The sequence below is a fragment of the Terribacillus aidingensis genome (assembly GCF_040703035.1).
Classification (GTDB): domain Bacteria; phylum Bacillota; class Bacilli; order Bacillales; family Amphibacillaceae; genus Terribacillus.
Genome location: NZ_CP159996.1, coordinates 938,535 through 953,670, shown reverse-complemented (window position 1 = coordinate 953,670; position 15,136 = coordinate 938,535). Strand labels below are relative to the sequence as shown.

Sequence of the window (15,136 nt, the reverse complement as noted above, 5' to 3'; positions counted from 1 at the left end):
CTTATGCGGGAGTGCTGGCATTGATTAAACAAACTATAGAAAAGTGTTAAATTATCTGAAAATTCCGCGTGAACGGATGTTTACAGTCACATGAGGAACAATTTTTATTTCTTTGAAATCCTTTTCCCAATCAAGCTTCTCCCATTGTGATGGATAATGACCATACATGCTTCGGCCGATTCCGAACACATCGCTATTCGCATCTTGGATTATCTTAATCGTTTCATTTGCTTGGTCAGTCAATGCCTGTTCCAGATTTTTTTTGACCTCAGGTAAATCTTTCAAAGCAAGATGATCCTGTGGATATTCTTGAATCATTACAGTCAGATTCAATGTTATATCGGTCCTTACTTTGTTCTGCTTATCTGGCTTTGACTTGATTTTACTGGAATAATCCTCAATATTAATGGTCGTATAGTTATCTGGTTCCGGCTTCCTCCCATCAAATATTTTAGTAGTAATACGAGCAACTTTACCTTTCACCTTCTTCATCAGTAAAAAGAGCGTCGTATGTTCGAAAGGAATATCCTTACCGGTATAACTTGATTTATGGAACAGCGCCAACCCTTCATAAGACACTGTTTTCCCCCCATCCCCGACTTGTAAGAGCGGTAAGCTGAAGTCTTCCCCCTCTTCATAAAGTTCGGAACCGATCGCTTGCAAACTGGTCTCAAGAGTATTTGTTGTTTCTACTTCCGATTCGACTATTCCTTCTATATATTCACTCGGACGCGTCTCGGATTTAGGAACTACTTTCAGCGCTTGTTCTGCATTACCCTTCACTACCACTGGCACCACATCAAGATGCATCCTCGGATCGCGGTAATAGGCATCAACATATGGATAGATGTCTTGTCGGGCAAGCTTATCTCCAAAAAGAAGAACATCAAGCTGTGTCGGACTATAAGTCGATGATAACCGTCTATCGATGTTCGTTCTTGCTTCCGAGGGAGTATTTCCGGTTGCCGTTAGAAATTGGGTTGATTCCTGTCCCGGTCCTTGTGCGCTATTCTGTACATTCGGTATGAGTATGGTATTCGTATAAACACCATCCTCTGTCAAATCATAGGCAGCAGAAATGCCCATCTTCACTTCCTTGAATTCCCTAGTATCCCAGCAGCCAGGCAATATAAGCATGCAGCTTAGCAGTATCATAGTCAGCTTTTTCATTGTGCTACCCCCTTTTTCTTATCCTTTCGGCGCAAGAAAGATAGAAGGAATAGTAAAATCGGAATATATATGGTGAAGTATTCTGTAATTAAATCTTGGAAATTAATGATACTTCTGATATGCTTCTCATTTAGTCCTCCCCAGTAGGAAACAGCAAGAACGATGATGGAAGCTGTATATACATTCAGCATCTTCTTCTTCGGCTTCGGTATTTTAGCGAAAGCCCTTTCTGCACCATACAGATACGCAGCAAAAGCTGTCATAGCGAAAACCGTCCACATCGCAAGCACAAAGATATCGATCCTTGTAATAATGACAGAATCAGCAGTTCGCAGCATATAAAGAACAGGCTGTGAGACATGTTCAATCTGATCCGATCCAAAATGTGCAAAGGAAATGATGACTGTATATAAGTAGAACAGGAGCACAATTAAGTTTGCACCGATCAATGTCCGCGTTTTTTGTTTAAAATCACCTTTTGCATAAGGTACAAACAGCAATAACAGCATATAACTGCTCAACGAATAAATGGTGACACGTATCCCTTCCATATAACCTGAAAAGGAGGCCTGGCCGATCGGCAGCATGTAAATGAACTTTGCATCCACAAAACCGAATAGAAACAATACGGAAATAAGAAACAGAATAACCGTGAAAAAGGTGAATACCTTGGCAATGACAGTTAATCCACCCGAAATAGTATAAAGCGCACTAACGAGCAAGAGCAGGTAAAGTATCAGGATCGGCGTTTCCGGTAGCAGCCATTGGTTGATCAGTTCCCCGTAAGACGTCAGAAGGTATATCGCAACAACAAGAAAATAAACATAATAGCCGAATCCGGCTACATTGCCTAACGGCTTCCCAAAGCTGCTTCTTAGTATATCGAACAAACCTTCACCAGGATAACGTTTGCTAATATGCAATACCATTACTACGAAGACAGTGGAAATCACACCACCGATAAGTAAGGGAATCCAGCCATCCGCCCCGGCTGCTTTATGCAGCACAGTGGACAGATTCAAAATATCGACGCCAATCTGGCTTTGGATAAAGATATAAGCAAGTTGGGATAAGGTGATTTTCTGCTTCGTGTCACTTACTGCCATTTTCATCACTCAGTTCATTGGACTTGTATGGACGTGGTGATCCTAATTGCTCTGGGCGGCGCTTCATTAAAAATTGCGGTACTCGGATTACTGTATCTTTTAAATCCCGGAACTGGATAGGCGTAAAATAGCTAAGTCCCAACGATTCCATCCGGCAAAGATGGATCAGAACCATCAGTAAACCAAAAGCAATCCCGATAAAGCCGAGAACAGAGCTCAGGATGATCAGCGGGAATGTCAGGATCCTTAGCGAATCACTCATTTCATTCGACGGCACAACAAAGGAAGCCAGAGAAGTGAGGGCAATGACGATTACCATCAAATTGGATACCAATCCTGCTGTAACAATCGCATCACCGATAACAAGACCGCCGACAATACCAATTGTAGATCCAATCGGTGACGGGAGCCTAATACCGGATTCCCGTATCAGTTCAATGACGATTACCATCAGAACGGCTTCTACAATTGGCGGATAAGCAATATCCCGAATAGCACCCAGTACAGGGGAAATAAGTGCTTCCGGAATCACTTCAAAATGAAAGCCGACTACTGCTATATAGAAAGAAGGCAATGTTATAGCCAGAATAAAACTGAACAAGCGAATTAAACGAATATAAGTTGCTACGAGCCAGCGTGTATTATAATCATCCGGCGATTGATAAAAGGCAAAGAAAGTAACCGGAGCAATTAGGCATGTAGGATTGTTAGCAAAAAGAATCGCAATTCTGCCTTCCATCAATTGTGCAACAGTTTTATCGGGCCGCTCAGTACTCAAAAACTGCGGAAAGATACTATACGTGCGATCTTCGATATATTCACTGAAGGCCCCTGCACTCAGTAGTGCATCACTGCTGATATTTTTCACCCTTGTTTCTAGTTCATTCACTACTCCAGGATTGACTATGCCATCCACATAAACTAAAGCAATTTCAGACTCTGTATAATCGCCTACCGTCTGCTTCTTAATTGTTAGATTCCGATGCTGAATGCGGCGGCGAATGAGGTTGATATTCTGCTTGATATCTTCATTGAAACCATCATGCGACCCTTTGATAACCTTTTCGTTCATCGGCTCCATGATAGCCCGGGTCACATTTTGCTGAACATTGAAGAAGTAGCATGTAGCATCCCCTTCTACTAAATAAACAGCTTTACCTTCCAAAAGTGCAGAAACGGCTTTATTGAGATCTTCACTTTCTTCCCGATCTTTAACTCTTTGAATATTCCCATCCATTTCCATTAGCGGCACGAATATATATCGTTGTATTTTATCCGGATCTGTAATGTCATCCAAGTAAACCATCGCTTGTTTATTGCCTGGAAGCAGCCGGACTTTTAGATCAGCCGAATTCTTCATTTCTTCCTGGATATAACGGATGTTCTTCTCTAGTGATACTGTGGATTGATGCGGCGGCATCTTGTCTTCACGTATGACTTTTTCTTGTACTGGCTGGTTCTTCTTCTGTTTGAAAAAACCCATGGCGACGCACCTTTCCAGTTTCATTTTTGTTAGTTTGTGCAGGTGCAGGAAAGATATGTAGAAAAAGAGCACACAAAAAACCGCCCTCATAACGAGGGCGGTTTTTATAGTTTAACCTTCCAAAAGGAGATCGTATGGATCTTCCAGCAATTGCTTGATACGCACAAGGAACTGTACCGCATCTTTTCCATCGACGATACGATGATCGTAAGATAATGCAAGGTACATCATCGGGCGTATCTGGATTGTATCATCCGGCATCGCGATTGGACGTTTTTGGATCGTATGCATTCCCAGGATACCTACTTGCGGTGTGTTCAAAATCGGTGTGGAAACGAGTGATCCGAAAATACCACCGTTTGTGATAGTGAATGAACCTCCGTTCAGTTCATCCAAGCTAAGCTCTTTGTTACGGGCTTTCTTACCTAGTCGGGAGATCTCGCTTTCAATGCCAGCAAAGTCTAGTCGATCTGCATCCCGCACAACTGGAACGACAAGTCCATCGTCAGTAGATACAGCGATACCAACATCGTAGAATTTCTTCAGAACGATTTCATTACCCTGAATCTCTGCATTGATATAAGGGAATTCCTTCAATGCTCCGACAACTGCTTTCGTAAAGAAGGACATAAACCCAAGCTTCACATCATGTTTTTCGAGGAATTTATCCTTACGTTCACTGCGAAGCTGCATAACTGCTGTCATATCGACTTCATTGAAAGTAGTCAGCATTGCCGACGTGTGCTGTGCTTCCACCAGCCTGCTCGCAATCGTTTGACGACGGCGAGTCATTTTTATCCGCTCGACAGGTTTCTCGAATTCTGTCTTTGCCGATTGTTTTTGTTTATCATCTTTTGCCTGCTTGGCAGGTTTTTCTTTCGGTTTCGCTGCTTCCTCGACATCTTCCGGACGAACTCTGCCAAATGGATCACGTGCTGAAATCTCATCCAGGCTAATACCTAACTCACGAGCACGTTTACGAGCAGCCGGAGTTGCCAGCGTATTTTTATTGGATGCAGCGGGTTCAGCTGCTTTGACTTTTGTCTCTTCCTTCTTCTCTTCAGCTGGAGCTTCTGCTACAGCTGCCGCTTCTGCTTTCGTCTCTTCTGCTGCAGATGTGTCTGCCTCACCGTCAGCTTCGCCATTCTCGTCAACTGTAGCAATGATATCGCCTACTTCTACATCATCGCCTGCTTCCTTCAGCAGTTCCTTTACCACACCGCTATATTCCGCGTTGACTTCCACATTTACCTTATCTGTTTCCAATTCGAGAACCGGATCCCCTTTTTCAACATGGTCACCTGGATTTACTAACCACTCGGAAATCGTTCCCTCTGTAATTGATTCTGCCAGCTCTGGTACTTTCAGTTCCTTCATACGCTAACTCCTCCCTTGGACAGCTTTAAGGCTTGATTGATGATCTGCTTTTGTTCTGTTTTGTGTACAGCAGGCTTTCCTACTGCAGGTGATGCACGATCCGGACGGCCGATATATTCAAGTGTTTGACCTTCTGAAAGAATTGATTCAATTCTTTCGCGGACGAATGTCCAGGCTCCCATATTACGCGGTTCTTCCTGAACCCATCTCACTTCTTTGATAGAAGGGTAGTCTTCAAGAATTTGCTTGATTTTCTGGGAAGGGAATGGATAAAGCTGCTCTATACGGACGATATGAAGCTCTTCAAATGCACCCGCTTCTTTTTCCATCGCTTCTTCCAGATCCACCATCACTTTTCCGCTTCCTAATACAAGTGTTTTAGCTGTTTCAGATGTCGCCTCGTTATTAGGCTGAACACGCAGCGACGAAAAGCTTCCTTCAGTGAATTCTTCCAGCTTACTTGCCAGACGAGCACTTCGCATCAAGCTTTTCGGCGTCATTAGCACAAGAGGTCGAGCCTCTTCTCTTCCCCCTAGTTTCGCTTGTCGGCGAAGCAGGTGAAACAGCTGAGCGGAACTTGTCACATTCGCTATAATCAAATTATTCTCTGCTGCCAGCTGAAGGAATCTTTCTACCCGGCCGCTGGAATGCTCCGGTCCTTGTCCTTCGTATCCATGCGGCAGCAGTATAGCCATATTGGACTTTTCGCCCCATTTTGCACGGCCAGCCGCGATAAACTGATCGAATAGGACCTGTCCTGTATTGGCAAAGTCTCCGAATTGCGCTTCCCAAAGAACAAAAGCATTCGGATTGTGTACGCTATAGCCATATTCGAAGCCGATAACGCCTGCCTCTGACAGCGGACTATTATGAAGGGCAAATGATTTTGCTTCATCCAAGCCATGCAGCGGAGAATAGGTTGCATCTGTTTCAACATCGTGCAGCACCGCGTGCCGGTGGGCAAATGTGCCCCGTTCTGAATCCTGACCAGTCAGACGTATTGGTGTGCCTTCCTGTAAAATGCTGGCATATGCCAGAATCTCACCGACAGCCCAGTCTGCTTTCCCCTCTTCCTCGAAAGCCTGATGCCGTTTAGAAATAATCTTTATCAACTTCTTGAAGACTTGGAATCCTTCCGGTCTCTTCTGTAGCTGTCTATTAAGGGAGAACAAAGTATCTGCTGGGACACTAGTTTGGATATCAGGCAGATCACATTTCAAAGCTTCCGGTTCTGGTTTCGGCAGCTTTTCCTTCGCATCTTCTTCCTTCATATTCTGGAAGATATCCTTCAAATGTTCACCGACTTGCGCACTAAGAGAGTCGTAGCCTTCTTCTCCTGTGATGACTTTCTCTTCTTCCAGTTTCGCAGAGAAGATTTTAGCCACCGTATCATGCGCATCGATATCCTGATAAAGGATCGGCTGTGTGGAACGCGGCTCATCCATCTCGTTATGACCATAACGACGGTAACCTACAAGATCAATCAGAATACTCTTATGGAAACGCTGGCGGTAACGGAAAGCAAGCGATGCTGCTGCCACGCATGCAAGCGGGTCGTCAGCGTTCACATGAACGATTGGAATTTCAAAACCCTTCGCTAAATCACTTGCGTATCGGGTAGAACGTCCATCGCGGCGATTTGTTGTGAAGCCAACCTGGTTGTTTGCGATAATATGCACCGAACCAGCAGTCGTATATCCCGGTAAATCCCCTAGGTTAAGCGTTTCAGCTACAACACCTTCCCCAATGAAAGCAGCATCACCATGGATAAGGATACTAAGCGCTTTCGACGGATCCTGATCCGGATACCCTGCTTGTGATGTATTGTCCTGGGCCGCTCTTGTAAATCCTTCTACGATCGGATTGACAAATTCCAAGTGGGAGGGGTTGTTAGCCAATGTAATAGTTGTATGCTTTTCCTGACCTTCATGGTGTTCCGCTACAGCACCGAAATGGTATTTTACATCACCAGTCCAGCCGCCATGCAGGCCTCTTGAACCTTCTGAAGGAAGCAACTCTTTCTCACCTGTGTGATTGAATTCAGAGAAGATAAGATCGAAAGGCTTGCCTAATACATGTGCTAGTACAGATAGCCTTCCTCTATGCGCCATGCCAAGCATCACTTCATCAGTATCAGCGAGACACGCTTCTTTTATGATAGAATCCAGCATTGGAACCATCGCTTCAAGACCTTCGATGGAGAAACGTTTCTGACCGACGAAAGTACGCGCCAGGAAGGATTCGAAGCCTTCCACGTCTGTAAGCCGTTTCAAAATTTCTTTTTTATCGGCTTCACTCCACCCTGGAATATAGGATGCAGTCTCAATCTGATCCTGAAGCCATTTGCGCTCTTCATGGTTGCCGACATGATCATACTCGAAGGAAGTAGTGCCTGCATACCTTTCCTTCAGTAGCTGAACGGCTTCCAAAGCCGTATGTACATCATTCGGAGCCTCTTCCCAGACAAAGCTTGCCGGTATATCCCGTAAATCAGATTCTGTTAGCTGAAAATCCTCCATCTTGGTCAGTACCGCAGTTTCCGTATGCTCTCCGCCTACTGGGTAGATATCTGCTTCCAGATGCCCATAGCGGCGAATTGCTTCTACAAGCTGAATTGCCGCAGTGATTTTCTTTATGGATGCTTCGGACATTCCTGTTGATGGCGCGTCTTCCCCTTGACGCCGCATCACCCTCGGCTCTCCATACGTATCGAATAGTTCCTTCAATGATGCTTCCACTGATTCCGGATCTTGCCTGTAATTGTCGTATTGCTCCTCCACATAACCCATATTCGGTCCATGGAAGTTCTCCCAGAATCTTTCGCTAGATTCCTTTTGTCCCACGACTGTTCCCCCCAATAGAAGTAACTTTTTTTAGAATAGCAAAGGCTTTGAAATTGGAAATTTTTTTAAGTGGCTTGTTGCGATTTCACACTCCCAATATACCGTAACGAAACGAAACTTACAACTAAAACAAGAAATTTTTTAAAACGCTTTCTTCATTGATATATAAGGGTTTATATAAATACCTTTCATAAATATCATCATTTTGAAAGCGTTTTTACATTTTTGTTTCAGCAAGAAAAAAACATTGCTTTTTTAAATTAAAAAAGGATAAATGGATAGTTATTTTCCATTTATCCTCCAGCTTTATTTATTTGCTGTTCTTCTTTTATTAAACCAATACAAGGTTCCGCCTAATAGAAGCAGTGCAGCACCAGCCAACAAATAATTAAACAGCTGACTTGCAGTATCAGGGAGAATCCCGCCGAATGGTGTCCCTTTTTTAGAATCTGCAGGTACAGGCGATACATTCTTCGCTGTATTGTCACCCGAAGGCTGTGTTTGATTCACTGGTAGATTCGTATTTCCATTTTGACTGTTCCCATCAGGTTTCTCTCCGGTATCTTCAGGTGGATTCTCTCCACCGCCGATTATCGGATCTTCTTGCCCGCTGTCTCCATCATCTCCTGGTGGATTTTCTGCAGGCGGTTCGTTCCCATTGTCTCCAGGGGCAGGCGCTCCCCCGCCAGTAGTGAACGTCCAAATATCGGACTTCGTCTTCCCGCCATGCGCATCCTCTGCGACAGCATACCAGGCATATTCATGGTCAGAGGTCAATCCATCCCATGTAACAGAAGCAGTTTCTCCGCTTTTAACATCTTCCGCTTTCCCTATTTCCTTCGTGCCGAATACATTCACTTCTACATAGTTAGTAGCTACACGTTTCTTTTGAGCATCCAATTCAAGCCCGATAGAGAACTCGTCCGTTCCCGGGAATTCATCCTCATCATAATAGTTGTAATCATCCATATATGGAGAGTATGTTTTTACTTTGATTTGATCTGTTTCTGCATCAAAGAGCAAGATGCGCATGTAACCTTGACCGCCTTCAGGACCTGCCTGGTAATCGGCAAGCATTTGATAGACTTTGCGATCGGTTACACCATCGCCATCGTCATCAATTTCATCCACGAGCATGTCTGCAGCATGATAGTGGCCACATAGGACAGCGAACACATTTTCATTATCCAGAACAAGCTCCTGATAGAGCTTTTCACCCACTGGATGACGGTTACCAGATGACAGCAAATATTCATGGAAGTTCAGAATCGCCTTCCGATCCGGATGTGCTTTAAGAACCTCATCCGCCCATGCAATACCTTCATCATCTATGCCCCAGCCAAGATAGACCATAATATAGTCATTGCCATTAGAGGAGATCAGATCATAATGTCCTCTGTTATTCTTATAAGAACCGCCGTACCAAGGTTTATCTTTGAAACGATCCTCTCCGAAATAACGGTAGTAATCTGTATAGTCATTACTCTTCTGCTCCACATCATGGTTCCCGGCCAAGACGCCGTAAGGAACCCCTGCGTCATCCAATACTTGCATCGCCTTATCTGCGACTTCCCATTGATATTCCTGATCTGAGAAGTTCACCAAATCACCAGTATGCATTACATAATCAATATTAAGTTTGTCTTTGTTTTCCGCTATCCAATTCACTTGTTCGTTGTAAATATGCGGATAACTCTCGGAATAATACTGCGTATCAGACATCCAGACGAAACTATAATCATAATCTTCATCTTCAATTGCAATTTCATCTTGAATCAGGACATTGATCTTGTAGTCTTTTACAAAGGCATCGACATTTACGGATCCTTGCAAATCGAAGTCCTCATCTCCTGCTACTTTATAATCAATCAGCTGCCAATCTTCTTCCTGATGATTCCACGCATACATGGAAACCTTGCGTCCTGGCAGGGAATTACCGCTCCAATTGACTTCGACGACATTCTTTTCGTCAACATCCTTGGAAACAGGAACCTCAAATCGATGGTAAGGGAACTGCGTCTCACTGTCGTTAATTAAATACTTGTCATCTACATCCGCAACCTTATCGATATCCTCGCTGCTGAATGCTTCTTCCCCGTCTGGCGCGTAGTCAGATGGCGGCTCGTAATCGGCTGCATTCTTGTACGCTTTGATTTCACTATCTTGGCTGACTTTATATTTATGTCCTTGATAGAAAGTAACGTCCATATCATCTCCGGTAGGATCTGTCACTTTGACTTCAAGCTCCGGATTTTTCCCGACATTACCCGCTTCATCTTCCGGTTTGATCAATTCTGGAGCTGCAGGCTGCTCTTCAGGAGTAGAGAAATTAATTGTACGAACCTCTTCATTTCCAGCTTTATCAACTGCACGCAGCAGAAGCTGATGATCGCCAGCAGCTAAGGCTGCAGAAGAAGTCTCATAAGGAAGCTGAATTTCTTCTCCATCAAGTTCTGCAGTAAGCCTATCAAGACCGCTCAAAGCATCTTCTGCACTGGCATCAATCGTGAATGGTCCTTTGTACGATTTCCCATCTTCCATTGCTGTTTCAATGACTGGCACAGTATTGTCAACAGTCACGGAAACTTTGTCAGATGCTTCTCCATCCTTAGCTTCAATCGTGTGTGTACCATCTTCTGTTTTCGTCGTATCCCATTCATATGCATTTGCCTGGAATTTATCGGGCTGGATGGTGAAAGTAAAGTCTTGAACCGGACGATAATTACCGTTATCTCCAATATCAATTACTTGATTTGGATCTGCAAACGCCGGATCATACAAGACAGTTCCATCTCCTAAAACAAGACGGACATTCTTCGCATCAAAGTCATCCCGGTTTTCCGGAGATTCAAGCTGGAACGGAGAGGCTTTGTTTCCGGCATGGATACTGATTGTATTCTTTCCTTCCTTCAGCGTATCCGGGTCAACGGGAACAGTAATTGTCGTGTACGTATCGATCCAGTCATCGAATATACGCAGCACTTCCCCATCTTGTACAACTGCATTTTGGAAATACGTATTGATTCCATTCACATCAAATGCGAAATAAGCTTCTGTTTCCAATGCTTTGTTTGTCTGCTCAACTTCTTTTCCGTCAATCAGCAATGCTGTTTCTTGATCTGCGTTATCAGAAGTCGCTTTTAGCTTATATGTTCCAGAAATGAGCTGTCCTTCCTCCACATTCAAACGCGGGCTGGATTCTTTTTGATCGCGTTCAATACTGACACGCTTTGGTTCTGTTTTTGTTTCATTGAAACCATCTGTTGCAGCCACGTAATATTCCACATAGTCCTTTGCAATCAGCTCTGGTGTGTAAACCGTATGATGGTAGTAGCCTGTCTGTTCGTTTTTGGTTAAATCAACTCTCTTATAATCTGTGGTGTCATCAGTACGATAGAATACGGATACACGTTTGACAGCTTTATCATCAGAAGCTTCAGCAAAGATCTGCAGATCTTCTGTTTGATTGATGGTATCTTTGTCCGTCAGATCCTTCACTTCTGGTGCTACGCTATCTTCTTCCACTTGAATAGGTTCGCCGGGAACTTGATCAGAAGTGACAGTTCCAGGAGTACCCAGTATGGTACCAGCATTCAGCTTCAACATATTTGTCGAGCCATCAAGCGGATACTTGAAGTTGATTCCCATATTGGCAACAGTGTCTTTGACGCCTGACACCTCGTTATACGTTGCCATTGCAATTGTACTTCCAGTCTTTGTTGCTACACCGATTCCTCGCTGGTCGCCATTTGCCATCCCGCCTGACTGTACTTTGAACAAGTTTTCGCCGAGGGTTAAATTCGTGCTGTAATTATTATTAAAATCATCAGCAGTCAAATCATTATTGGAACCGTTGATAATCCAGAATACAGCAGTCTCCCCAGGCTGGATGACTGGGCTTTCGTCCGGCTTCCAAGCGGTCACTCTCGTATCCGGATATACATACGTCAAATCATAATCCTGCATATCGACCGGAGCTGTCGTATTGTTGTAAACTTCGATGAATTCAAATCCGTCCGCTCCATTTACATTAGAAGAATCGGGCACCAATTCTGTTACTAATAAAGAAGGGAGCACAGAAAAATCAGTATCCGGCTTTTTCACTTCCACTTTAAAAGTATCTGTTTTGGAACTGTTGAAACCATCGGATGTTTCAATATAATATTCCAGCGTTCCTGCTTCCAGTTCAGCAGTAGGAATTTCAGCTTTATATAGTTCTCCTGTGTGCTGCATGCTATATTGCTCGAATTCATCCGTTCCCTCTTTTTTGATATAAAGCGTCACATGCTGAATGAAATTCTCTTCCTTTATGGCAGCTTCAATTTGAAGCGGTGCAGGAATGGTAACTGTTTTCACCGGTTCATGACTAATTTCCGGAGCTGTTTCATCTTTTTCGACCTTGACGGTTTCTGCTGGAACTTGTCCATCAATCAAAGCGCCAGGTGAAGCGTTCAGCTGCAATCCCACCTTCTTCATTTGCGCGGTACCGGAAGCTTTGTACGTGATTCCTTGATTTGGAAACGTATCATCGATTCCTTCTGAGTCATTGTAGCTTGCTGCTGCAAGCTGTGCTCCGCTGTCAGTTTGGAATGCAATGGTACGAGCTGATCCATTTGCCATTCCATCATTGTTAATTTCGATTATTTGGTCTTCTGTCAAATCAGTCTGATAATGGCTGTTAAAATCAGCTAGCCCAAGTGACTGGTTCGCACCATTCTTGATCCAGATGACAACCTTACCCTTTGGCTCCAATGTGACAGATCGATCGATATCCCAATCTGTCTGCCTTCCATCAGGATATTGATAGGAAAGTTTATAATCCTTCAAATCCATCGATTGATCGGAGTTGTTATAAACCTCGATGAATTCATACGCATCAGCACCGCTGATATTATCACTGTCTGGAACGATTTCCGTGATAAGGACCGGCGGCTGTGTCTGCGGATCAGGCTCGGCAATTGCTACTTGTATGCTCTGAAATCCACTTTCAGGAAAGCGGAGCGGTGCATCTCCACTAACCACATCAATGCTGTATTGGAACGTCGGGCTCCATAGCACCTCTTTCGGAACGACAGCTTCCCAATTGCCATCACCTTTGTCTGTCATGTCGACCTTTCGTTCGATCATTCCAGGAGCAGTAACATATGTAAGTACTGCGGAATTTGCATTTCCGTTTTCAATAGATGCAGTGATAGTAAGATCCTCGCTGCTATCGGCATTGGTAATCGCTTCATGAACGAGTGCAGGCTGCTCAGGTTGCTCCTCCTGGGCTGGTTCATCCGTTTCTGCTGCTTTCTCTTGTTCACCTTTTTCAGTCTGCTCTTCGGTCTCTTCAGCTGGCTGTTCCTTACCTTCAGCATCAGCTTGTTCTTCTTGTTCCTGGGCCTTCGTCTCTGACTCAGATGCTGGAACAGACTCTTGTCCTTCTGCAGCAGGTGCTTCCTTCACATCTTCCTCAGGAGATTCCTGCTCCGAGTCTTCCACTGTTTCTTCCTGTTCAGCTTGCTCTATCTTTTCAGATCCTGGCGATGGTGCTGCCAGGATGGTGGGTGTCTCTTGATTATTAGCAAAGTGGATACTTTCTGCCTGCTCCACGTCTTGGAAATGGAAAACAGAAACGGAGGTCTGCTCGGTTGTTGTATCAGTTATGGAAAGCTGCTGTTCATCGTCTGTGAATATGTAGGGGTCTGTCACGGTGGTGAATGCTGCGTCTGTTAATTCCGTACCGAAATGACTGTTGAAAACTTCGACGGTTGCCTCTTTGTCCAGAGCAAGTACTGCATAGCCGTCTGCCGGAATTTGCTCCTCTTGTTCTTGAACTGTAAGTTTTTGCTCCTGGTCGGTTGTGTATATGATGTTAAGATCCTTCCAGGATTTCGCCTCTTTTGTTCCATTATGTACTTCGATAAAAGATAAACCATTAGCACCTTGTTTCTCGCTGCCGTAGACTTCTGTGATAGAAACCTTTTCTTCCCTAATCTTTTCCTCTGCATTTACGGCTGGAATGGATGCGGGTACAACTGTCTGCATGAGCAGCAAACATGCGCTGAGACCAGCAGCCATTCGATATGAACGCTTCATATAGCTCCCCCTATCTTTTATCGGGATTGTCTCCCCGCATTCATTCTAGAGTTTATGTATTAAGGATCAATGAAGAGATTGTAAATTGTTGTCATAACACTTCGACAAAATATGCTAAAGTGTTAATCAGAAAAAAATAAAGCGACATCAAGCCGCTTTATTCTCCAAATTTTGTTGAGTACGTGATAATCTGTTCAATAAAATGCTCACTTGCAGGAGATCGTACACTTCCCTCGCGCCAAGCCACACCAATTTGCCTTTCTGTCGGTTCGATGAGCGGGATGCTTCTGACATGATGCATATGAAGTGCCTCCAAGGATGGAAGCAGGGCAATGCCCTGTCCTGCCGCGACAAAACCCAGAATTGTCATCATATCCTCACTTTCGAACGCCACTTTCGGTTCCAATCCATATTTTTCGACTATCTGTTCAAACATCATCCGGGCACTGTAGCCTGGGCGAATAAGCAGAAAGGGCTCGTCTTCTATCTGCTTTAATCCCAGCTGCTCTTCATTTGCGAGCGGGTGTGTATCAGATACATATACATAAAGCTGATCTGTCCACAGCTTTCGCCAGGATAGCCCTTCTACCCCTTGATCCATATTACAGATACATAAATCAAGCTTCCCTTCCCTTAACTGGTTGATCAGCTCTTCCGTTGAGCCTTGGTTCAGAGAGAACTCGACGGAAGGATATATCTCTTTATATTGCTTCAACAGTCGGGGGATATGCTGGAGTCCCTGCGATCTCATAAATCCAAGCGTAATTTCCCCATACTGCGGATCCTTCATTTTCCGTATGTGTTTTTCAGCCTTGTCCATTTCTTCTAATATTTTGACTGCATGTATATAAAAAGCTTCCCCGTACAGGCTGCGAACAATTCCTCGACCCCTTTTCTCAAAAAGCTGGACTCCCAGTTGCTCCTCCAGCTTCTGAATCGACCGGCTCAAGGCAGGCTGAGAGATGGCTAAAGCCTTTGCTGCCTGAAGATAGTGCTCCCGCTCCGCTACTTCCTTGAAATAAACTAACTGCTGCCATTCCATAAGCTAAACCATACCTTTCCTGCATGTTTTATAT

The 15,136-nt window shown here is 44.2% G+C and carries 7 protein-coding genes; all 7 read right to left on the bottom strand.

Going from position 1 to position 15,136, the window contains the following annotated elements:
• Positions 1-51: 51 nt before the first annotated feature.
• Positions 52-1,170, bottom strand: coding sequence for a Ger(x)C family spore germination protein (locus tag ABXS78_RS05170; RefSeq protein ID WP_366249207.1), 1,119 nt, complete (start codon positions 1,168-1,170; stop codon positions 52-54).
• Positions 1,167-2,276, bottom strand: coding sequence for a GerAB/ArcD/ProY family transporter (locus ABXS78_RS05165; RefSeq protein WP_366249206.1), 1,110 nt, complete (start codon positions 2,274-2,276; stop codon positions 1,167-1,169). Before ABXS78_RS05165 ends, ABXS78_RS05170 begins: the two co-directional genes overlap by 4 nt.
• Positions 2,263-3,759, bottom strand: a complete 1,497-nt coding sequence (locus ABXS78_RS05160) for a spore germination protein (RefSeq protein WP_366249205.1) — start codon at positions 3,757-3,759, stop codon at positions 2,263-2,265. The genes ABXS78_RS05165 and ABXS78_RS05160 overlap by 14 nt, the downstream gene beginning before the upstream one ends.
• 111 nt (positions 3,760-3,870) lie before the next feature.
• Positions 3,871-5,136 carry a 2-oxoglutarate dehydrogenase complex dihydrolipoyllysine-residue succinyltransferase gene (gene odhB / locus ABXS78_RS05155; protein ID WP_366249204.1) on the bottom strand — a complete coding sequence of 422 codons (1,266 nt, stop codon included), beginning with the start codon at positions 5,134-5,136 and terminating at the stop codon, positions 3,871-3,873.
• On the bottom strand, positions 5,133-7,979 hold the full coding sequence (locus ABXS78_RS05150; protein WP_366249203.1) for a 2-oxoglutarate dehydrogenase E1 component: 2,847 nt from the start codon (positions 7,977-7,979) through the stop codon (positions 5,133-5,135). The genes odhB and ABXS78_RS05150 overlap by 4 nt, the downstream gene beginning before the upstream one ends.
• Positions 7,980-8,285: 306 nt before the next feature.
• The gene (locus ABXS78_RS05145; protein ID WP_366249202.1) at positions 8,286-14,060 is read right to left on the bottom strand and encodes a lamin tail domain-containing protein; all 5,775 of its coding nucleotides are present in this window, start codon (positions 14,058-14,060) and stop codon (positions 8,286-8,288) included.
• Positions 14,061-14,217: 157 nt separating this feature from the next.
• Complete coding sequence (locus tag ABXS78_RS05140; RefSeq protein WP_366249201.1) at positions 14,218-15,102, bottom strand: LysR family transcriptional regulator; 885 nt, start codon at positions 15,100-15,102, stop codon at positions 14,218-14,220.
• Positions 15,103-15,136: the final 34 nt, after the last annotated feature.